The organism is Devosia sp. MC532 (assembly GCF_016461625.1).
GTDB lineage: Bacteria > Pseudomonadota > Alphaproteobacteria > Rhizobiales > Devosiaceae > Devosia.
The window spans coordinates 45,613-66,390 of the sequence record NZ_JAEMNZ010000009.1; the positions used below are offsets into that span (position 1 = coordinate 45,613).

The 20,778-nt window shown below is 56.4% G+C and carries 16 protein-coding genes; 12 read left to right on the forward strand and 4 right to left on the reverse strand.

Annotated features, from left to right (window positions below):
• The first annotated feature begins 81 nt into the window (after nucleotides 1-81).
• From JHC09_RS12115 to JHC09_RS12150, 8 genes are all read left to right on the forward strand, one after another.
• On the forward strand, nucleotides 82-2,124 hold the full coding sequence (locus JHC09_RS12115) for a methyl-accepting chemotaxis protein (RefSeq protein WP_199532135.1): 2,043 nt from the start codon (nucleotides 82-84) through the stop codon (nucleotides 2,122-2,124).
• A gap of 263 nt (nucleotides 2,125-2,387) precedes the next feature.
• Complete coding sequence (locus JHC09_RS12120) at nucleotides 2,388-4,103, forward strand: methyl-accepting chemotaxis protein (protein ID WP_248309003.1); 1,716 nt, start codon at nucleotides 2,388-2,390, stop codon at nucleotides 4,101-4,103.
• A 185-nt stretch (nucleotides 4,104-4,288) separates the two neighbouring features.
• Nucleotides 4,289-5,905, forward strand: a complete 1,617-nt coding sequence (locus tag JHC09_RS12125) for a globin-coupled sensor protein (RefSeq protein ID WP_248309004.1) — start codon at nucleotides 4,289-4,291, stop codon at nucleotides 5,903-5,905.
• 71 nt (nucleotides 5,906-5,976) lie between these two features.
• Entirely contained in the window at nucleotides 5,977-6,339 is a 363-nt protein-coding gene (locus JHC09_RS12130; protein ID WP_169195568.1) for a methylglyoxal synthase, read from the forward strand.
• A 109-nt stretch (nucleotides 6,340-6,448) separates the two neighbouring features.
• The gene (locus JHC09_RS12135; RefSeq protein WP_199532137.1) at nucleotides 6,449-7,234 is read left to right on the forward strand and encodes an ABC transporter ATP-binding protein; all 786 of its coding nucleotides are present in this window, start codon (nucleotides 6,449-6,451) and stop codon (nucleotides 7,232-7,234) included.
• Nucleotides 7,234-7,938, forward strand: coding sequence for an ABC transporter ATP-binding protein (locus JHC09_RS12140; protein ID WP_199532138.1), 705 nt, complete (start codon nucleotides 7,234-7,236; stop codon nucleotides 7,936-7,938). The genes JHC09_RS12135 and JHC09_RS12140 overlap by 1 nt, the downstream gene beginning before the upstream one ends.
• Before the next feature lie 2 nt (nucleotides 7,939-7,940).
• A complete protein-coding gene (locus tag JHC09_RS12145; protein WP_199532139.1) occupies nucleotides 7,941-8,948 on the forward strand; it encodes a branched-chain amino acid ABC transporter permease in 1,008 nt (335 codons plus the stop codon).
• A complete protein-coding gene (locus JHC09_RS12150; protein ID WP_199532140.1) occupies nucleotides 8,945-10,267 on the forward strand; it encodes a branched-chain amino acid ABC transporter permease in 1,323 nt (440 codons plus the stop codon). Before JHC09_RS12145 ends, JHC09_RS12150 begins: the two co-directional genes overlap by 4 nt.
• A gap of 61 nt (nucleotides 10,268-10,328) precedes the next feature.
• Here the strand turns inward: JHC09_RS12150 and JHC09_RS12155 are convergent, their stop codons facing one another.
• Together JHC09_RS12155 and JHC09_RS12160 are read right to left on the reverse strand one after the other, a co-directional pair.
• On the reverse strand, nucleotides 10,329-10,919 hold the full coding sequence (locus JHC09_RS12155) for a class I SAM-dependent methyltransferase (protein ID WP_199532141.1): 591 nt from the start codon (nucleotides 10,917-10,919) through the stop codon (nucleotides 10,329-10,331).
• Nucleotides 10,920-10,985: 66 nt separating this feature from the next.
• The gene (locus JHC09_RS12160; protein ID WP_169195561.1) at nucleotides 10,986-12,188 is read right to left on the reverse strand and encodes an ABC transporter substrate-binding protein; all 1,203 of its coding nucleotides are present in this window, start codon (nucleotides 12,186-12,188) and stop codon (nucleotides 10,986-10,988) included.
• Nucleotides 12,189-12,409: 221 nt separating this feature from the next.
• On the opposite strand from JHC09_RS12160, the gene JHC09_RS12165 reads away from it, so the two are divergent.
• The 3 genes from JHC09_RS12165 (at nucleotide 12,410) to pyc (ending at nucleotide 17,505) form a co-directional block, all read left to right on the forward strand.
• Nucleotides 12,410-13,432, forward strand: coding sequence for a glycine betaine ABC transporter substrate-binding protein (locus tag JHC09_RS12165; RefSeq protein ID WP_199532142.1), 1,023 nt, complete (start codon nucleotides 12,410-12,412; stop codon nucleotides 13,430-13,432).
• A gap of 119 nt (nucleotides 13,433-13,551) precedes the next feature.
• Nucleotides 13,552-13,968 (forward strand): TIGR01244 family sulfur transferase, encoded by a 417-nt coding sequence (locus tag JHC09_RS12170; RefSeq protein WP_199532143.1) that lies wholly within the window; start codon nucleotides 13,552-13,554, stop codon nucleotides 13,966-13,968.
• A 96-nt stretch (nucleotides 13,969-14,064) separates the two neighbouring features.
• Nucleotides 14,065-17,505 carry a pyruvate carboxylase gene (gene pyc, locus JHC09_RS12175; RefSeq protein ID WP_199532144.1) on the forward strand — a complete coding sequence of 1,147 codons (3,441 nt, stop codon included), beginning with the start codon at nucleotides 14,065-14,067 and terminating at the stop codon, nucleotides 17,503-17,505.
• Here the strand turns inward: pyc and JHC09_RS12180 are convergent.
• Together JHC09_RS12180 and JHC09_RS12185 are read right to left on the reverse strand one after the other, a co-directional pair.
• Complete coding sequence (locus tag JHC09_RS12180) at nucleotides 17,502-18,551, reverse strand: GGDEF domain-containing protein (RefSeq protein ID WP_199532145.1); 1,050 nt, start codon at nucleotides 18,549-18,551, stop codon at nucleotides 17,502-17,504. The genes pyc and JHC09_RS12180 overlap by 4 nt on opposite strands.
• A 254-nt stretch (nucleotides 18,552-18,805) precedes the next feature.
• Nucleotides 18,806-19,102, reverse strand: a complete 297-nt coding sequence (locus tag JHC09_RS12185; protein ID WP_199532146.1) for a DUF1232 domain-containing protein — start codon at nucleotides 19,100-19,102, stop codon at nucleotides 18,806-18,808.
• 319 nt (nucleotides 19,103-19,421) lie between these two features.
• On the opposite strand from JHC09_RS12185, the gene ispG reads away from it, so the two are divergent.
• Nucleotides 19,422-20,663 (forward strand): flavodoxin-dependent (E)-4-hydroxy-3-methylbut-2-enyl-diphosphate synthase, encoded by a 1,242-nt coding sequence (gene ispG, locus JHC09_RS12190; protein WP_199532147.1) that lies wholly within the window; start codon nucleotides 19,422-19,424, stop codon nucleotides 20,661-20,663.
• The last annotated feature ends 115 nt before the right edge of the window (nucleotides 20,664-20,778 follow it).

The window sequence follows — 20,778 nt, forward strand, 5'->3', positions numbered from 1 at the left end:
CCGCCTTTGGAACGTGGGGTCGGAGGGCGGGAACATATTGGGGACTGGTCTATAGCTATGCAAATTTTCGGCAAAATCCGCATGACCGCTCTCATCGCCACATTGGTGATTTCGGGCATTCTTTTATCGACGGCAGCTGTCTGTACGGCCACATATATTACGCTGAGCAATCAATCTCGCGCTGACGCAATGGTCACGCTCGAGAACCATATGCGTACCGCTGTTTCTCTGATCAGCAGCGAGATGGCCTCGACCAAGGTCGAGTGGAATGAAGATGGCAGCGTGAGCCGCGTGACAGCATTTTCGATGCCGCGTGTTTTCATCAACCACAACATCATCGACTCTGTTGTCCGTCTTACCGGTGGCACTGCGATGATTTACGGCGCGGAACAAGCGGGCCAGCCACTGAACGTGCTGACATCGAGCTTTGTAGAGGAAAGCGGAGAACGTAGCCTAGGTTCGACATTTGCGGAAACCGACCCTGCCTATAACCCGGTTTTGACCAGCGGTTCCTATCGGGGCGAGGGCTCCTATGGCGATGTTGGCTACTATATCGGCTATCAGGCGATCACAAATCACCAGAACGACGTCATCGGCGTCATCTTTGTCGGCCTCGATAAAGATCATATCGAAGCTGGCATTCAGCAGACATTGTGGATTCTGCTGATCGTTGGCGCGGTCACCTTGGTTGTTCTGGGTGTGCTCGGCTATCTGGTTTCTTCGCTGATCATGTCGACCATTCCCAAGCTGGCAACGACCATGAACGCGATCGCCAAGGGCGCGTATGAAACCGATGTACCCTATGTTCAGTACACCAATGAAGTTGGTGATATGGCGCGTGCGGTCGAGGTTTTCCGCGAAAACGGTCTGCGTGTGAACGCTATGACAGAAGAAGAACGCGCTGCCTCCGAGCGCCGCCGTATTGAGCGCACCGACATGATGGTCGAGTTGCAGGCGGCTTTTGGCGAAGTGGTGGACGCCGCTATTGCTGGCGACTTCACCAAGCGCGTTCATGCTGAATTCCCTGATCGTGAACTCAATGCTCTGGCCGCTAGTGTCAACTCGCTGGTTGAGACTGTTGACCGTGGTATCGGCGAGACCGGCGATGTGCTGGGGGCGATGGCCAAGGCCGATTTCACCCGCCGGATGAACGGTCAGTATCAGGGTTCGTTCGCCAAGCTCAAAGAAGACACCAACGCCGTGGCCGAGAGTCTGTCGGATGTTATCGGTCAACTGCGCGAAACCTCGCGTACGCTCAAGACAGCAACCGGCGAGCTGCTCTCCGGCACCAATGATTTGTCAGAACGCACCACCAAACAGGCGGCGACGATCGAGCAAACCTCTGCTGCGATGGAACAGCTGGCAAGCACCGTGCAGGATAACGCCCGCATGGCTGACGACGCCAACGCTTCGGCCAATGCTGTGTCCGTTGATGCCGAGCGCAACGGTAAGATGATGGAAACGGCAAATGATGCGATGGATCGCATTGCTCAGTCTTCCGCCAAGATTTCCAACATTGTGGGCATGATCGATGACATTGCCTTCCAGACCAATTTGCTGGCGTTGAATGCTTCGGTTGAAGCGGCACGTGCGGGCGAAGCGGGCAAGGGCTTTGCGGTGGTCGCTGTCGAAGTGCGTCGCCTAGCGCAGTCTGCAGCTGAGGCTTCGGCCGAAGTGAAGGCACTGATCGAAACCAGTGCAAAGGAAGTCAAGTCAGGCTCGGATCTCGTGTCGAGTGCAGCCAAGCAGCTTAAGGCAATGCTGGGCGCGGTGACCGAGAACGCTGTGCTGATGCAGTCGATTGCCAAGGCCAGCAAGGCCCAGGCCGCTGCAATTGACGAAGTCGGTGTTGCAGTGCGCACGCTCGATCAAATGACTCAGCATAACGCGGCTCTTGTGGAAGAGACCAATGCTGCCATCGAGCAGACTGAAGCACAGGCTAGCGAACTCGACCGTGTTGTGGATGTGTTTACAATCCAACAGTCTGAGCAAAAGCGGGTTGCACCCGCGAAACGTGAAGCGGCGGGTTCCGCTCCGGTTCAGCGTGACCGCGTTAAGAGTGCGGCACGCTCTTACCTCAGCCAGGGCGGCACAGCGCTGAACGCCGACTGGAGCGAGTTCTAAGCATCGTTGAATCCAAGAATTCCCATTGAGGGCGCCACGGCGCCCTCTTTTTGTATTTATGGTTAATGCCTAGTTAACGGCGAACTTACTGACTGGCCTTGAACAAAAAAGATCGCTGCTAGCTAACAGAACTTGAGTGACTAACGCCGCACTCACCTGGAAGTGGCGCTGGGCGGACCAGCGTCAAAAAAGTCTTGGTTAACCATCCTCCTCCAGTCTTTTCGTGCACGGCCGGTGTGCCGCCGGTCCAAAGGGGCATGGGCATGAGACGGTTTTCGTTTGGGCAGAACAGCAACAAAGACAACGCAGCCAAACTTGCTGCCCTGCTGAGAAGTCAGGCGGTCATCGAGTTTGAACTCGATGGTACAATCATTACCGCCAACGAGAACTTCCTAAAGGCCTTGGGGTATGGGCTCGATGAAGTGCGGGGCAAGCACCACTCCATGTTTTGCGCCCCCGAATATGTCAAAAGTCCAGCATACAAAAACTTCTGGGCGGACCTCGGCAAAGGTGAGTTCAAATCCGACGCCTTCCAACGCTTTGGTAAGGGTGGGCGGGAGGTTTGGATACAAGCCAGCTACAGTCCGGTGTTCGATGCCAGCGGTCGGCCAGTCAAGGTGATCAAGTTCGCCGCCGATATTACCGAACAGCGACAGATGTCGGCGGACCATGCGGCTCAAATCGAAGCGATCTCGCGCGTTCAGGCGGTGATTTCGTTTAACTTAGACGGCACTGTCATCGCTGCAAACGCCAATTTCCTGACGACGCTCGGCTACACTTTGGCCGAGATCGTGGGAAAGCATCATGCCATGTTTTGCGATCCCGCCTACACAAGGACAAACGAATACGCTCAGTTCTGGCAGCGCCTGCGGTCCGGCGAATATGTGGCCGCAGAGTTCCAGCGGTTCGGTAAGGGCGGGAAAGAAGTGTGGATCCAGGCGAGCTACAATCCCGTGCTCGATGCCGCGGGTCGTGTCTCAAAAATTGTCAAGTTTGCCACCGACATTACCGAGCGCAAGCGCGCCGAGGGCGTCATAAACGAACTTACAAAAAGCCTGCGAATGATGGCGCAGGGCGATTTATCTGGCCATATCGATCACGTTTATACAGGCCAGTATGAGGCCTTGCGTCACGCGTTCAACTCATCGCTTGGGCGGTTGCAGGAGATCGTTGAGGGAATGCGTACCACCTCGCGCTCGTTAAAAATTGCCACGGGTGAAATCCTCTCGGGGGCCAACGACCTCTCAGAGCGCACGACCCGGCAAGCGGCCACCATTGAAGAAACATCGGCCTCGGTGGAGCAACTCACAGGAGCTGTCACTGAAAACGCCAAGCGTGCCGCCAGTGCCAACGAAAAAGCGCGCCACGTGGTCTCTGTGGCAATCGATGGTGGGACAGTGATGGGTCGGGCAACCGAGGCCATGACCGCGATCGAGGCATCGTCGACCAAAATCTCAAAAATCATCGGTCTCATTGATGACATTGCCTTCCAGACCAATCTTTTGGCGCTCAACGCGTCTGTTGAGGCAGCGCGGGCTGGCGAAGCCGGCAAGGGGTTTGCTGTTGTCGCGATTGAAGTGCGGCGGCTCGCTCAGTCAGCTGCGCAAGCGTCCTCAGATGTTAAAGTTTTGATCGAAGCCAGCGAGGGCGAGGTGCGCGGCGGTTCGCAATTGGTGTCAAAGGCGGCTGATCGTCTCGCTGACATTGTCAAAGGCGCCGAAGAGAGCGCAACACTCATCGACGAAATTGCCACTGCGAACCGGGAGCAATCTGCCTCCTTGGTCGAGGTATCTGGCGCCGTGCGGCAGATGGATGAGATGACCCAGCACAATGCCGCGCTCGTCGAAGAGACCAACGCTGCTATTGAGCAAACTGAAACACAAGCGGCAGCCCTGGATGATCTGGTTGCCGTCTTTAAAAGCGACGGGGCGGGCACAGCAGAGCACGCGTCTCAGCAAAGCCTGCGTGCTGCAGAGTAAAGCACAGGTGTTGTCGCAGCAGTGGGCGGCGACTGCGCGGTTCTGCACCTAAATCTTTGATTTGTCCCATTTCACGAGCGGTAAATAACTCCGTGTTTACCCTCGTCGTTTAGCGCTGTGGGTTGGTTGATCCAGATCAAGATGTTCGCATCTGGAATGGTGAACTGATCCAGCGGATCTAAACTATGGTGTCTGACTTGCCTTCGAACATTCCTGCCGCGCTGCAAACTCGCCTGGACTTTATTGACCTGAACAAAGATGCGCGTGCGCAGCTGGCCAGTATTCAGCCAACCATTGAAAAGCATGTCGGTCCAGCGCTGGATCATTTTTATGACAAGGTCGCTAAAGAACCTGAAGTGGCCCGTTTCTTCGGTGGTGGTCGCCCGCACATGGATCGCGCCAAGTCACGTCAAATTGGCCATTGGAGCGCGATTGCCGCTGGTCAGCTCGACGCTGAATATATGGAAAACAGCGCCAAGGTTGGCTTGCGGCACGCCCTGATCGGGTTGGAGCCGCGCTGGCACATTGGTGGTTACGGCGTCATTTTTGAAACCTTGCTCAAGAATGTCGTCCAAGATTTGATGACCGAGGTCATGCAGCCCAAGAAGGGGCGCTTTGGCCGTATGGTGCCACCGAGCTGCGATCAGGTCATGGCAGGCGCGGCCGACGTCTCCGACAAGATCGTCGCGATGATGAAGTCGATGCTGATCGACATCGACATTGGTGTGACGGCTTATTTCGATAAGCTCACCTCGGATGCGCAGGAAGCTGAAGCGGCGTCCCGTGAGAAAATTCATCAGGCGATGGACGCTACGGGTAAAGTTTTGCGCGGTGTTGCAACCGGTGATTTGACCCAGCGTGTTACGGAAGACCTGGACCCGCAGTTTGATCAACTCAAGCAGGATACCAATGCGGTGGTGGACAAGCTTGCCGACATTGTTGGTCAGCTCCAACATACATCGCGCTCGCTGAAAACGGCTACAAGTGAAATCTTGGCTGGCACCAACGATCTGGCCGATCGCACGACACGCCAGGCAGCTGCGATTGAACAAACATCTGCCTCCGTTGAGCAGTTGTCGGCAGCGGTCTTGGAGAATGCTACGCGCGCAAATGATGCCAGCGGGAAGGCGCGGTCTGTCGCTCAGGATGCCATTGAAGGCGGCAATGTGATGGCCGACGCGACCAAGGCAATGGACGCAATTCGTCAGTCATCTGCGAAAATCTCCAACATCATCGGCATGATCGATGACATCGCGTTCCAAACTAATCTCTTGGCGTTGAATGCTTCCGTAGAAGCGGCGCGCGCCGGTGAAGCGGGCAAGGGTTTCGCCGTGGTTGCGGTTGAAGTTCGTCGCTTGGCGCAGAGTACCGCCAATGCTTCCGCCGAAGTGAAGACGCTTATTGAGGCGAGTGCGAACGAGGTTCGCGGCGGCAATTTGCTGGTGTCTAAGGCGGCCGAAACCCTTGAGGCGATACAGGGCGGTGCTGAAGAGAGCGCTAGCCTAATTGACTCGATCGCGCTGGCTAATCGTGAGCAGTCGACCGCTCTTCGCGAAGTGACTACGGCTGTCCGCCAGATGGACGAGATGACCCAGCACAATGCTGCACTGGTTGAAGAAACCAATGCTGCCATCGAGCAGACCGAAGCACAGGCGAGCGAGCTAGACGTGATCGTGGATGTGTTCCGCCTGAATGATCGTGCCGGGCGTGCGCCGGTGAGCGAACAGCGCCGCAGACGTGGGGGTGCTCCACTCCAAACGAGTGGTAATACCGCGCTCGCCAATAACTGGGATGAATTCTAACCCCTGCTCAACGAATATCCGTTGCTCGCTGTCCCCTTTTAAGGGCTAAAAGAGAGCAACGGAGACTTCTTATGGCGCATATTGGCCTTGTGGCCCACGACGACAAAAAAGATGACCTCTGCCGGTGGGCGGAGGTTCATAAGGATAAGCTGGCTCAACACGAGCTCTGGGGCACCGGGACAACCGGTAGCCGTATTATGGCCGCAACCGGTCTTGACGTTAAACTGCTTAAATCTGGGCCTCTCGGCGGCGATCAACAGCTTGGTGCAATGATCTGCGAAGGGCGCTTGGACATGTTGATCTTCTTTATTGATCCCCTGTCAGCGCAACCTCATGATGTTGATATCAAAGCGCTAAACCGCCTAGCGACGTTATACGACGTGCCCTTTGCCAATAATAAATCGACAGCTGATGCGGTATTGGCTGCACTTTGACTAAGTGGCCCCGGTTGACCGGTTCGCAATCGTATGAACAGATGCCTGAAGACAGCTCGGAATAACCGGGCGCAATAGTTTGTTCAGGAACATCGGGGCTCTCGGGAACTTGTCCTCCGACTTAGTTATTGACGTTCAAAACGTCAGCAAGAGTTTTGGCGGCCTCAAGGCCGTCAATAACTGCTCACTCTCCGTCAGGCGCGGCTCCATCACTGGGCTGATCGGGCCTAACGGTGCCGGGAAATCGACACTCTTCAATATAGTCGCCGGAAACATTGTTCCTGATAGCGGACAGGTCATCTTTGATGATCAGGACGTTACGGGGATGAAGCCACATGCCCTTTTCCGTATTGGCATGTTGCGCACGTTTCAGATTGCGCATGAATTCAGCCAGATGAGCGCTCTAGAGAACCTTATGATGGTTCCCGGCGAGCAGCCGGGTGAAAGCTTGCTCGACAATTGGCTGCGACCCAGACTCGTGCGTAGCCGAGAAACCGAAGTGCGCAAAAAGGCGCTGGAGGTTATCGACTTCCTCAAGCTCGGACATGTCCGTGACGAATTGGCTGGCAATCTCTCCGGGGGGCAGAAAAAGCTCCTAGAGCTTGGCCGTACGATGATGGTCGATGCCAAAGTCGTCCTGCTCGACGAGGTTGCTGCTGGCGTCAACAAGACGTTGCTCAATGATCTGGCGGACAATATCGAGCGCATGAACCGCGAGCTTGGCTACACTTTCTTTGTCATTGAGCATGACATGGACCTCATCGGGCGGATGTGTAATCCGGTGATCGTCATGGCACAGGGCGAAAAAATCGCCGAGGGGCCGATGAGCGAAATTCGCGCAAACCCTGCCATCGTTGAGGCCTATTTTGGCTCCCCGGTAGAGGTAGCAAACTAATGGCGTTGATCGAGTTAAAGCACGTCGTTGGCGGCTATGGTGGCGCGCCGATTCTTAATGGCGTCGACATGGCCATTGAGCAGAGCGATATCGGTGTCATCGTTGGGCCTAATGGCGCGGGAAAGTCGACGACTCTCAAGGCCATTTTTGGCCTGCTTAAAGTTACAGGCGGAACGATCGAATTTGGTGGCGAGAATATTGCCAATTCGCTCCCTGATAAGCTCGTGCCCAAAGGGCTGAGCTTTGTGCCGCAAGAGAAAAACGTTTTCACTTCTATGACTGTCGAAGAGAATCTCGAGATGGGCGCATTTACCCGTCGCGACGATTTCTCCGGCACGTTGAGTTGGGTTTACGACATGTTCCCAGTGCTCAAGGAAAAACGCCGTCAACCTGCCGGTGAGCTTTCTGGTGGGCAACGTCAAATGGTGGCCATGGGTCGAGCCCTGATGAGCAAGCCCAGCCTCCTCATGCTTGATGAGCCTTCCGCAGGCTTGTCGCCGCGCTATGTTATCGAGATTTTTGAAACCATTGTGCGCGTCAACAACGAAGGCGTCGGCATATTGATGGTGGAGCAAAACGCCCGGCAGGCTTTGGCCTTTGCCTCTAAGGGCTTTGTTTTGGCGCAGGGGCAGAACCGCTTCACAGGCACTGGACCGGAACTGATTGCCGATCCGGAAGTGGCCAAGAGTTTCCTGGGGGGCTAGGCGTGGACGAGCTTATTTTCTTTATCAACCGCGCTCTAATTTCCGGAACAGTTCTGGGATCGATTTATGCGCTAGGCGCCATTGGCGTGACGCTGGTTTTCGGCATTCTTCGCTTTGCGCACTTCGCCCATGGCGACATGATGACCATGGGGGCTTTTATCGCCTTCCTATTGGCATCGGCCATGGCGGCGATGGGTATTATCTTGCCACTGCCGATGGCGTTCATTGTTCTGCCGGTGGCTATGGTCATCACAGCGTTCTTGGCGTTGGGGATCGATAAAGGCTTTTACGCGCCTTTGCGCGCCCGCGGGGCAAAGCCGGTGACGCTGCTTATTGCATCCATCGGCGTGACGCTGATGATTCAAGGCCTTGTGCGTCTGATCTTTGGGTCGAGCACGCGCCAATTGTATGTGGAAGGCGAAACCAAGGATATCTTCCGCTTCGATATGAGCTGGGCCGGGGGCACGCGCCCCATCAGCATCACCGAGCCGCAGATCATCATGTTTGTGGTTACGGCCTTGATCGTTATCGCCCTGCATTTCTTCCTGACCCGGTCGCGACTGGGTAAGGCGATGCGCGCTATGGCGGACAATGCAGACCTTGCGCAGGTTTCCGGGATCAATACCGCCCTTGTTGTGCGCGTCACTTGGGTGATTGCGGGCTCGCTCGCTTGTGTGGCTGGAACCATGCTGGCACTCGACGTTGCGCTGATGCCGGACCTCGCTTTCAATATTGTGTTGCCGATCTTTGCGGCGGCGATCGTTGGCGGTCTCGGCCACGCCTATGGTGCGATCGTGGGCGGGTTCTTGATTGCTTTTGCCGAAACGCTGGCAGTGTTCAACTGGACTGCTGTTTTACGACCTCTCAACGCCTTCTTGCCCGAAGGCATGGAGCTGCCGTCGAACCTGGCACTGGTCCCGACGGAATATAAGCTCACAGTCGCTTTTGTGATTTTGGTGATTACGCTGCTCGTGCGCCCGACGGGTATTTTTAAGGGAGCATCGACATGAGCGCGTCGCCCTCTTCACTATCCAAAATTTGGGAAGATCCGGTACGGCGTGGCATTTCCTTGTTTACGGCAATGTTCGTCCTGGTGTTGCTCGTGGGCCTGGTTCAGGGGACCGCGTCTATCCTGCTGATTTTGACGCAGGCGACCGCCTTTGCCCTCATCGCACTGGGCCTCAATATTCAGTGGGGCTATGGCGGATTGTTCAATTTCGCCATCATGGGCTTTCTCATGGTCGGTGGTGCCTCGACCGTGTTTCTCTCCTATCCGGTCAACATGGCGTTTTGGGAAAGTGACGGCCCACTTATGTTGGGTCGCGCTGTGCTCGCGTTCCTCATTGCCGTTGCGTTGGTGTGGGCGGCGCGCAAAGTGGATCGTCTTGGCATTACCGGTAAAGCGCGCACCGTCATTGTCGCCTTGGCATGGTTCGTCGGCTACATCATCTATCGGACCCAAATTGACCCCGCTGCGGCCTATATAGAATCGACCGCTGGCTTTGTAGGGGGCTTGGGTCTGCACCCAATCTTAGGCTGGGCTTTCGGTGGTTTGGTGTCGGCGGTCATTGCCTTCTATGTTGGCAAGATCAGCCTTGGTCTGCGGACCGACTATTTGGCGATTGCCACGATCGGCATTTCCGAAATTATCCGCGCGCTGGTCAAAAATATGGATTGGCTAACCCGGGGCACGATGACCGTGTCGCCAATGCCTTGGCCAACCCCATTGCCACAACAGTTGCAGGCCGCAGGCGCGTCGATTCCGGAAAGCTTTATCTACGCGCGCGTTATGTTCCTTGTTGTTTGCGTTGCCATCTTAGTTGGCGCGTTCTTCCTCGTGCAGCGTGCCTATGGTGGCCCTTGGGGCCGGATGATGCGGGCAATCCGCGACAACCACATTTCTGCAGGCTCCATGGGCAAGGATGTCACTGGACGCCAGTTGGAGCTGTTCGTCTTCGGCTCCATCCTGATGGGCATCGGCGGCGCTATGCTCGCAACGTTCACCCAGATCTTTGACCCCTCCGGTTACCAGCCCATCAATCACACGTTCATGGTGTGGGTGATGGTGATCGTTGGCGGGGCAGGAAATAACTGGGGCGTCGTGCTTGGCGCGTTCCTGATCTACATCATTTGGATCATCTCGGACCCGCTCGCGCAGATGATCTTCCTCAATCTCTCGGTCATTACAGAGCAGATGGGGTGGGGCGCTATCCCAGAAATCGACAGCCGAGCCTTGCAAATGCGCGTGTTTGTCTTGGGTGTGGTGATCACTATCGCGCTGCGCTACGCGCCCAAGGGGTTGATCCCCGAAGTGGTCAAACGCAGTTAGCGTTGAGACAGGGTGGACAAGAACGGCTCGGCAGAAAAACTGCCGGGTCTTTCTTTTGCGCCTAGCGTCGCGCCGTCACCCAGAGCCACTGCGTTCGCAGATTGTCGTAGCCGCTTCCATCTTCCGATTGTAGCTGCAGATCGCCCCAAGGCGCCGCTTCGCGATAATGAGCGAGAAGGGTGTCTGCGCTCGGATAGTTGTAATAGCGCCCGAAGCTATCGCGCCCCTCGCCATGGCCCGCCTTGAAGCTGGCAACAAACAGTCCGCCGGGCTTCAGCGCCCGATGAATGCGCGATAGGTCGTCGGTTAGCTCCGAGGCTGGTGCATGCAAAAGACAAGCGCATGCCCACACTGCGTCGTATTGAGAGACATCCTCAAGCGCGTCGAAGGCCAAAATGTGGACTGGGTGGTTGAGGCGCGCCTCTGCATGGGCGGCCAACTCCGCAGAGGCGTCCGTCGGCGTGACATCAAACCCTCGTTGAAGCAAGTATTCAGCATCCCGGCCGCTGCCCGTCCCCAATTCGAGAATTTTGGCCTTCGGGGGCAGAAGTTGAGCAAAGGCACGCAAATGCGACGAGGGCTCGTCCTGCCCATGTTCCACATAGTCGGCAGCATTCGCTGCATAGAAATCTAACGTGTTATTGTCGGCCATTGGGCTACCCAAAAAGAAACAGCCCGAGCGTTAGCCCGGGCTGGATACAGTGCCTTGGTGTGAGGATTACTCAACTAGGCCCTTGTTGACCACTGCGCCGCCTTCAACCACGAAGTAGTTGATAGCGCCGGCTACGTCACCAACAGCGTCGAACTCAACAGTGCCGGATGCACCTTCGTAGTTGATGTCGGTACCCGCTGCGATGAGTTCCTTAGCCTTGGCCCATTCGCCCGGCAGGATGACTTCGCCTGGAGCGTTTGCGACATCGCGCAGGGCAGCGGAGATGCCGTTACGATCAGCTGCGCCCGACTTTTCAATGGCCAGTGCCAGCAGGAAGACGGCGTCATAGGAGTTGGTCACATAGGTGCCGTTGACGTCCTGTCCTGCAGCCTTGGTGATTGCATCAAGTGCGTCAAACGATGGACCAGCCGCAGCGGCAGCCTGCGTCAGGATCATGCCTTCGAGATCTGCTGCGTTGCGCGAAGACAGCAGCGCTTCACCGGCCATGCCGTCACCACCCATGAACTGGGTGAAGGAGCCAGCTTCGATTGCCTGGTTGAGGATCGCCCCGCCGCCAGCATTTTCGTAGCCATAGATGACCAATGTGGTCGCGCCCGAGGCTTCGATCTGACCGATTTCTGGACGGTAGTCGGCCTTGCCGTCTTCGTGAGCGACATTGGACAGAACCTTGCCGCCACCAGCAACGAACGCGTCAGCGAAGGCGCCAGCAAGGCCCGAGCCGTAATCGTTGTTGACGTAGGTGAGGCCGACTTCCTTGGTGCCCTGTGCCAGCAGAAGTTCTGCAGCCTTCACGCCCTGGATGCTATCCGGAACAACGTCACGGAACACCAGATCATTGTCGTCGAGCTCTGCGACCGCAGGTGCAGTCGACGCTGGCGAGATCATGACGACATTGCCTGGGATTGCCGAGCCGTTAGCACCAGCAATCGTTGCGCCGGAGCAGAAGCCACCGAAGATGGCGACGACGTTTTCAGCGTTCACCAAGCGGTCGGCGGCAGGACCAGCCGCGCCACCGTCACATGCGGAGTCTGCGAGCACCGACACCAGAGTGTCGCCACCCAAAATGCCGCCCTGATCATTTACGTTTGTGATGGCCAGATTGGCAGCATCAACCATGCCCGGTGCAAAGCCGGCGATCGGGCCTGTGATGTCTGCTAGGAAGCCGATCTTCACGTCGTCTGCCAGAACTGGCGCGGCGGCAAGCAAGGTGGCGGCAGCGACTGCCAGGCTCAAAGATTTTTTCAGCATTGTTATCCCTCTTATGGTTGCGCCAGAGACCTTTGCATCAGTCCCTCCCTACGGCGCGGCACCTTTAGGGGGCGCGTCATACGCCCCGCTGAGTAAAGTCTTGCATAGAACTGAGGGAAAAGTCACCGGTATTTAGACGAGCATTTCATAAGCTCGTTCGGTTGCTTAACGTGGCCCCCTTCGGCATAAGTTGAGCCTTACAAGACGGAGTACAGGCCGCTATGCATAGACAGGCGATAACGGGGCTATTCTTGGCGGCGATGACGATCTCGGCGCAGGCTCAGTTTAGCGTGTTGAACGATGAAGCCGCGCCCAGTGAAGCGGCCCCGTCAACGGCGGAGAGTGTTGCGCTTCTTGCCTGCGGCACCCAGCCGATTGCCATGGCCAAAATGGGTTGGCCCTCTGCTGCACTTTTGGCTGAGGTTCATGCCAATATTTTGCGCGAGGCATATGACTGCGATGTGCAGTTTGTTCAGGGCGATCTCGCAGCGACGGCCTCCAGCATGGGCGCAGCAGCCTTGCCAACAGTTGCTCCCGAAATGTGGGTCAGCCGTATTGCCGAGGTGTGGAACAGCGCAATGGACAGCCAATTGGTGCGTTCGGCAGCGCCCAGCTACGACACGCAGAGCTTTGAGGGCTGGTTTATGCCGACCCAAACGGCGCAGTCATTCACTGGCGCCCCCAATCTTGCCAATCTGGCAGAAGCGATCCCGCTTTTGTCCCGTAACGAAAAAATCCCATTTATCTCCTGCCCGGCTGACTGGGCTTGCTCGGTCATCAATCGCAATCTGATTGGGGCGCTTGGCCTTGGATCATTGGTCGAGGTGGTGGAGCCCGCCAATCGGTTCGAAATGGATAAGTTGATCGCTGAAGCGGTGAACAAACGCGATGCTTTTCTCTTTTACTACTGGCAGCCAAATCCGGTTCTGGCTCAGCTCGATTTCACCCCTGTGGATATGGGGGCATATGACGAGGCTGCGGCTAAATGTCTGGCGTCATTGAACTGTGCGCTGCCAAAGCCGTCCGCCTTCGCGCCCGAAACAGTCGTTATTGCGCTTTCTGAAAATCTCGTGGTGAATTCGCCCCTTATTGCGGGATATTTTCAAAGAGCGACGCTCTCACTGAAAGAAATGGACGCAATGTTGGCAGAGTTGAGCCAGCCTGGGGCAAGCGAGGAAGCTGTGGCAGCGCAGTTTGTCGAGCGAAATCAATCGATATGGCGTGCTTGGGTTAGCCCGGAATAGATCCGCTAATCGCGGCAAATGACAGTTGCATGACAGCTTCGCCTTTTGTGCTAGTTGCGTACCGGTGCGTACACCGATTATAACCAACCGTCGCTAGTGCTGGTTTAGGGAGACGAGCCTTGGAATTGAAGCGTATTAACGATCACGTCAGTGTATCGGGACAGATACAGCCGGAAGACGTGACGACGCTGAAAAGCCTTGGTTTCACGACGATCATCAACAATCGTCCAGATGGGGAATCGCCGGATCAACCGGCTGGAGCTGAAATCGAAGCAGCCGCAAATGCTGCCGGGCTCACCTATGTTTCTATTCCACTCGGCCGTGACGGGGTAAACCCGGAACTGATCGAAAACACCAAGTCTGCGCTTGAGGGGAGCGAAGGCAAGGTATTCTGTTTCTGCCGCTCGGGTACGCGTTCTACAACGCTCTGGGCTCTTTCGCGCGCTGGTGAGGAGCCAGCCGAAGAGATCATCGCTCAGGCAGCAGAAGCAGGCTATGACATGAGCCATCTGGCTGGTTACCTCAGCCAATCTTAGAAACTTACGACGGTTGGGCGGGCAACCGTTCATTCCGTCGATTACTGAGCCGACCTCACCGTGAGGAATACGCCCCTCTAGCTCGGGTTTAAATCGATGCCAATCAAGAAGATCCTCGTCGCCAATCGCAGCGAGATTGCAATCCGTGTGTTCCGCGCGGCAAACGAACTTGGGCTTAAGACCGTCGCGGTCTATGCCGAAGAGGATAAACTCGCGCTGCACCGGTTCAAGGCTGACGAAGCCTATTTGATCGGTAAGGGGAAAGGCCCGGTTGAGGCCTATCTGCAGATCGACGAGTATATTCGTGTCGCTAAGGCCTCGGGTGCGGATGCAATCCACCCCGGTTATGGTCTTCTCTCGGAAAGCCCAGAATTCGTTGACGCTTGCGAAGCCGCTGGCATTACCTTTATTGGCCCGCGCGCGCAGACCATGCGCGATCTCGGCAATAAGGTCGCCGCGCGCAATATGGCGATCAAGGCCAATGTCCCGGTTGTCCCGGCCACCGACGCGCTTCCAGACGATATGGACGAAGTGAAGCGTATGGCGGCCGAGATCGGCTACCCGCTGATGCTTAAGGCGTCGTGGGGTGGCGGTGGTCGCGGCATGCGCCGCATCATGGACGAAAGCACCCTTATCGCCGAAGTCTCTGAAGGCAAACGTGAAGCCAAGGCTGCGTTCGGCAAGGATGAGATGTATCTCGAAAAGCTGATCGAGCGTGCGCGTCACGTCGAAGTTCAGCTGATCGGTGACGATCACGGCAATCTTGTGCATCTTTACGAGCGCGACTGCTCGGTGCAGCGTCGTAACCAGAAGGTTGTGGAGCGCGCTCCTGCGCCATACCTTTCGGAAGACGTTCGTGCCGAACTGACTGGCGCGGCTGTGCGCCTCGGCAATGAAGCGAACTATCGTGGTGCTGGTACAGTCGAATTCCTGATGGATGCCGACACCAACAAGTTCTACTTCATTGAAGTGAACCCACGCATCCAAGTCGAGCACACTGTCACTGAAGAAGTGACCGGAATCGACATCGTCAAGGCGCAGATCCATCTGCTCGATGGCGCTGTGATCGGTACGCCAGAATCGGGTGTGCCGCTGCAGGAAGACATTCGTCTTAACGGCAACGCCATCCAGTGCCGCGTTACCACTGAAGATCCAGAACAGAACTTTATTCCAGACTATGGCCGCATCACTGCATACCGCGGTGCGACCGGTTTTGGCGTGCGTTTGGATGGTGGTACGGCCTATGCTGGCGCGATCATCACCCGCTATTATGATCCGCTCTTGGAAAAGGTCACCTGCTGGGCGCCGTCCGCAGATGAAGCCATTGCCCGTATGCACCGCGCGCTGCGCGAATTCCGTATTCGTGGCGTGTCGACGAACCTGGCCTTCCTCGAAAACATCATCACCCACACCGACTTCGTCGAGAACCGCTACACCACGCGCTTCATCGATACGACGCCGGATCTATTCAATTTCAAGCCGCGCAAGGACCGTGCGACCAAGCTTTTGACCTACATCGCCGATGTGACGGTCAATGGTCACCCGGAAGTGCGTGATCGTCCGCGTCCGCCTGCTGCTGCGGCGGCGCCGTTCGTGCCGGAATTCCCGGAACTGACCGCAATCGAAGGCTCGCGTCAGATTCTTGATCGCGATGGCCCGGCTGGTCTTGCGCAGTGGATGAAGGATCAGAAGCGGGTTCTCTTCACCGACACGACCATGCGTGACGCGCACCAGAGCTTGCTGGCAACGCGTATGCGCAGCTTTGACATCACGCGTATTGCTGAAGCCTATTCGCGTGGTTTGCCAAATCTGTTCTCGCTCGAATGCTGGGGTGGGGCGACATTCGACGTGTCGATGCGCTTCCTCAACGAAGATCCGTGGGAGCGTCTGGCCAAGGTTCGCGCCGGTGCGCCGAACATTCTGACCCAGATGCTGCTGCGCGGCAGCAATGGCGTTGGCTACACCAACTATCCAGACAACGTCGTAAAGTTCTTCGTCGCGCAGGCGGCTAAGGGCGGCGTTGATATCTTCCGCGTCTTCGATTGCCTCAACTGGGTCGAAAACATGCGCGTGTCGATGGATGCGGTGCTGGAAGCCAATAAGGTCTGTGAAGGCGTTATTTGCTACACCGGCGATATGCTCGATCCAGATCGCGCGAAGTACGATCTCAAGTATTACGTCAATCTGGCCAAGGAATTGGAAGCCGCTGGCGCCCATGTACTTGGCTTGAAGGACATGGCGGGCCTCCTGCGTCCGGCAGCAGCCAAGAAGCTGATTGCAACGCTGAAGGAAGAAATCGGTCTGCCGATCCACCTGCATACACACGACACTTCGGGCGCGGCCTCCGCAACCGTTCTGGCAGCTGTAGATGCGGGTGTTGATGCGGTTGACGCGGCGATGGACGCGCTTTCGGGCACGACCTCGCAGCCGACCCTTGGGTCGCTGGTTGCCGCGCTTGCTGATACCGACAAGGATCCGCAGCTCGACGCTAAGGCGATCCGTCAGCTTTCCTTCTACTGGGAAGCCGTGCGCACGCAGTACCGTGCCTTCGAGAGCGATCTCAAGGGCGGCGCTTCGGAAGTCTATCTGCACGAAATGCCGGGCGGTCAGTTCACCAACCTCAAGGAACAGGCGCGTTCGCTTGGTCTTGAAACTCGCTGGCACGAAGTGGCGCAGACCTATGCTGACGTGAACCAGATGTTCGGTGACATTGTGAAGGTGACGCCATCTTCCAAGGTTGTCGGCGATATGGCTCTGGCTATGGTTTCGGCTGGTATTTCGCGGTCAGACGTCGAAAATCCAGACAAGGACATCGCCTTCCCGGATTCCGTTGTCGGCTTCTTTGCTGGTGACCTTGGTCAGCCTCCTGGCGGGTTCCCGCAGGCACTGCAGAAGAAGGTTCTCAAGGGCAAGACCGCGCTCACCGAGCGTCCGGGTTCCTACCTCAAGGATGTTGATCTGGAAGCCGAGCGTAAGAAGGTTTCGGAAGAAGTCGGCATGCCGATCGATGACTTCCGTCTTGCCTCTTACCTCATGTATCCAAAGGTCTATTCGGACTTTGAAAAGACCCAGGATCGTTATGGTCCAACTGAAGTTCTGCCGACCCCGGTTTACTTCTACGGTCTGAACGAAGGCGATGAGCTGCTGATTGACATCGAACAGGGCAAGACCCTCGTTGTGAACTATCAGGGCCGTGCGGAGACCAACGAAAAGGGCGAAGTACGTGTGTTCTTCGACCTCAACGGTCAGCCGCGTACCATCACCGTACCGGATCGTCTGAAGGCCGGTGACATCAAGGTTCGCGCTAAGGCTGTTGCCGGTGATCCGAAGCAGGTTGGCGCTCCGATGCCGGGCGTTATCTCGACCCTAGCGGTTAAGGAAGGTCAGAAGGTTTCGGCTGGCGACGTTCTCTGCTCGATCGAAGCGATGAAGATGGAAACCGCCATCCACGCTGAAGTGGATGGGGTTGTCGCTGAGCTTCTGATTAAGCCGGGTGACCAGATTGACGCTAAGGACCTTCTGGTTCGCCTCGACTAAGCTTGGAAGGCCCCGCTTAACGCGGGGCTTTCTTTTTGTTCAGCTATTGGCGCTGTGCCCGCCACCAGCGTATCTGGGCCACCGGCCTCGGCGCTCTTGAGGGCCTGCTGGGCCCGCATCAAAGCTTGGGTGTAGGTTTCGTCTGCCCCGATTTCTACAATCCCCACACTGATGGTCATTGGGCCCAGATTATCGTCGCTGCAGAAGTTGTGGTCGCGCAGTGTCGCCTTGAAATCTTTCAGCGTGTCGATCCCAATCGCCAGTTTGGTTTGGGGGAGAAGAATTAAAAATTCTTCGCCGTCGAAACGGCCCGTTAGATTGGCGCGACGGATATTGCGGGCGAGGACGTGGCCAAACTCCGCAATGATGCGATCGCCTTCCTCATAGCCTTGGCGTTGGTTAAAGCGGCGAAAGTTGTCGATATCAAAGATCGCTAAGCAGCAAGGTAAACTACCGCTTTTACTGAGCATTTCCTCTGATCGCTGATGGAAGGCGCGGCGTGAGAGGACCCGTGTCAGCCGGTCTCTGTCGCGATCATCGGTCATGTAATTCACGGTGTCGTAGATACAGGCGCAGAGCACTGCAATGGCAACCGCTGATCCAAATGCAGAAAGGCACAATTGCAAGGTGAACCAATAGGACGAGATCATGAAATCGTCCGGCTCCATCTGCAGCCCGAAGCCCGCAGTCAGAATAGTGCGCGGGAAAAAGTGAAGGCCGAAAAGGAGCAAGCTCCAGAACAGCAGCTTTTCGGTGAACACCGCGTGGCGTCCGGGCATGGCTGTTAAGGCCGTAATGATCAAGATTAGCCCGGCCGAGAAATTGAGGAGATAGATGCGCGCCAACTGGTTCGGGTTCACATAAGTGAAGTACCAAGTCTGTAGGGCAAGGATGATCAGCACGGGGACCATAACGCGGTAGGGCGGCTGCCTACCCATGCGCTTGGCCAGTCCTGCGCAGAACAGGAAGCCCGCTATGACGTAGAGAATGTTGGCCGGGAGGCCAGTCTCTGTTTCGTTAAGCGCATCAATGATTTGCGTCAGCATGCCAAGGCTGAACGTGCCAGCTGTGGCTGCAAAAATCAGCAGGTGGGTATGTTGTCGGTTTTGAAAATAAAGAACTAAAAAAATTACGGCAAACGCCGAAAGTGTAGCAGGCCCAGCAAGGCTAAAAGTAACATTCGTAATCTGTCGATCCATTAGGAGCACCATTTCACGCATAAATTATTCTTACGCGGAATAAGTGCTCGCTGTCACGGCAAAAAACTAAACTTATAACTCTGCTGGACTATGCCTTTGATTTATCGACGCTTGGCTGTGCCGTCGATGGTGGGGCCATGCTTGCCGGAATAGACCTTAGCGGGGACCGGTATACGCGAGACGATCCAGCTAACCATCAGCGGGATAAGGACAAAATCGTCCACCCAGCCAATAAAGGGCAGGACATCGGGGACGATGTCAAAGGGGTTGATGAGGTAGAAGGCTGTAAACAGCGTTGCCGCTTTGAGATAAAGCGGGGTCTCGCGTGCCCAGAATGCTTTCCAGAGCTGCGCGACTTCTTTGCGGAACAGGATCAGACGGGGGAGGAGGAGGTTCATCATGACCCATAAATGGGGGATGATTGCTCCCGTTCAAGACTTGTCGGTGATCACAAAGTTCACGGGTTCTTGAGCGCTGATTTATAACGATAATTCTGTCGGCGCGCCGTGTTTAGGGCGTTTTGGCCTCTATTGGCCTTTTTGTGGCACTTGGCTGGCACTTCTGGGCGGCTCACTGGGCGCGGCCTTGGCATACGAGAGTATCGCGCCCCTCGAGAGGCACGGTTGCGCATTTGCGTTGAGCGTCACGCCATTGTTGAGTTGCCAGTCCATGGTGGAAGGCCTATTTGCGTAGGCAAGAGTATCTTCGGGGAAGAATATGTCCGGTCCAGCGCCGCGTAGGCAGTCTGTTGGTGTCAATGTCGGTGGCGTTATGGTTGGCGGCGGGGCTCCCGTCGTGGTCCAATCCATGACCAATACCGATACAGCTGACATCGATGCGACCGTAAAGCAGGTCATGCAGCTGGCACGCGCTGGCTCTGAGATCGTGCGCATCACCGTGGATCGCGACGAGAGCGCGGCTGCGGTTCCTGAAATTCGCGATCGTCTTCTGACCATGGGCTATGACGTGCCGCTGGTCGGGGATTTTCACTATATCGGCCATAAGCTCCTCACCGATCACCCTGCCTGTGCGCAGGCTTTGGCCAAGTATCGCATCAATCCGGGCAATGTGGGTTTCAAAGCCAAGCGCGATACCCAGTTTGCCACACTGATTGAGATCGCGAATAAATACGACAAGCCGGTGCGCATCGGCGTCAATTGGGGCTCGCTCGACGAAGAGCTGCTGACGCGGTTGATGGATGATAACGCCAATTCGGCTCAGCCGATCTCGGCTGCGGCTGTGCAGCGCGAGGCGATCATCCAGTCTGCTCTGCTTTCTGCGGCGCGGGCCGAAGAGCTCGGGATGCCGCGCAATAAGATCTTGCTCTCGACCAAGGTGTCGGATGTGCAGCATCTGATCGCGGTCTATCAGGATTTGGCGGCACGCTGCGACTATGCCTTGCACCTTGGTCTGACAGAGGCCGGTATGGGCTCTAAGGGCATTGTGGCTTCCTCGGCGGCGCTCGGGATTTTGCTGCAGCAGGGGATTGGCGACACCATTCGCATTTCGCTGACGCCGGAGCCGGGTGGCGATCGGACGACGGAAGTGAAGGTGGCGCAGGAACTCTTGCAGACCATGGGCTTCCGTCAGTTCTTGCCGGTGGTGGCGGCGTGTCCGGGGTGTGGGCGCACAACATCTTCGACCTTCCAGACCCTTGCCATGGAAATTCAGACCCACCTCAACGACTCCATGCCTGCGTGGCGCGAGCGCTATCCCGGTGTGGAAACGCTTTCTGTCGCGGTGATGGGCTGCATCGTCAATGGTCCGGGCGAGAGCAAGCACGCCAATATCGGTATTTCGCTGCCCGGTACCGGGGAAACGCCAGCGGCGCCGGTTTTCGTCGATGGCGCGAAGGTGGCAACGCTACGCGGCGCCGATGTGGCCGATCAGTTTAAGGCCATGGTCGCTGCTTACATTGAAAAGAAGTTCGGCGCAGGCCGTCAGGATGCGGCTGAATGAGTGAACGCAATGTACGGCGACTGTTTTGGTTCGCCATGCTGATCATCGTGCTCAGCGCTTTAAAATTCACCGGGCATCTGAATTGAAAAAAAGGGGCGCTGAGCGCCCCTTTTGT

What these genes read in the sequence shown, in the direction of transcription:
- JHC09_RS12115 (WP_199532135.1), top strand. Translation starts at nt 82, where the DNA reads ATGACCGCTCTCATCGCCACATTGGTGATTTCGGGCATTCTTTTATCG.
- JHC09_RS12120 (WP_248309003.1), top strand. Translation starts at nt 2,388, where the DNA reads ATGAGACGGTTTTCGTTTGGGCAGAACAGCAACAAAGACAACGCAGCC.
- JHC09_RS12125 (WP_248309004.1), top strand. Translation starts at nt 4,289, where the DNA reads ATGGTGTCTGACTTGCCTTCGAACATTCCTGCCGCGCTGCAAACTCGC.
- JHC09_RS12130 (WP_169195568.1), top strand. Translation starts at nt 5,977, where the DNA reads ATGGCGCATATTGGCCTTGTGGCCCACGACGACAAAAAAGATGACCTC.
- JHC09_RS12140 (WP_199532138.1), top strand. Translation starts at nt 7,234, where the DNA reads ATGGCGTTGATCGAGTTAAAGCACGTCGTTGGCGGCTATGGTGGCGCG.
- JHC09_RS12150 (WP_199532140.1), top strand. Translation starts at nt 8,945, where the DNA reads ATGAGCGCGTCGCCCTCTTCACTATCCAAAATTTGGGAAGATCCGGTA.
- JHC09_RS12155 (WP_199532141.1), bottom strand. Translation starts at nt 10,919, where the DNA reads ATGGCCGACAATAACACGTTAGATTTCTATGCAGCGAATGCTGCCGAC.
- JHC09_RS12160 (WP_169195561.1), bottom strand. Translation starts at nt 12,188, where the DNA reads ATGCTGAAAAAATCTTTGAGCCTGGCAGTCGCTGCCGCCACCTTGCTT.
- JHC09_RS12165 (WP_199532142.1), top strand. Translation starts at nt 12,410, where the DNA reads ATGCATAGACAGGCGATAACGGGGCTATTCTTGGCGGCGATGACGATC.
- pyc (WP_199532144.1), top strand. Translation starts at nt 14,065, where the DNA reads ATGCCAATCAAGAAGATCCTCGTCGCCAATCGCAGCGAGATTGCAATC.
- JHC09_RS12180 (WP_199532145.1), bottom strand. Translation starts at nt 18,551, where the DNA reads ATGCTGACGCAAATCATTGATGCGCTTAACGAAACAGAGACTGGCCTC.
- JHC09_RS12185 (WP_199532146.1), bottom strand. Translation starts at nt 19,102, where the DNA reads ATGAACCTCCTCCTCCCCCGTCTGATCCTGTTCCGCAAAGAAGTCGCG.
- ispG (WP_199532147.1), top strand. Translation starts at nt 19,422, where the DNA reads ATGTCCGGTCCAGCGCCGCGTAGGCAGTCTGTTGGTGTCAATGTCGGT.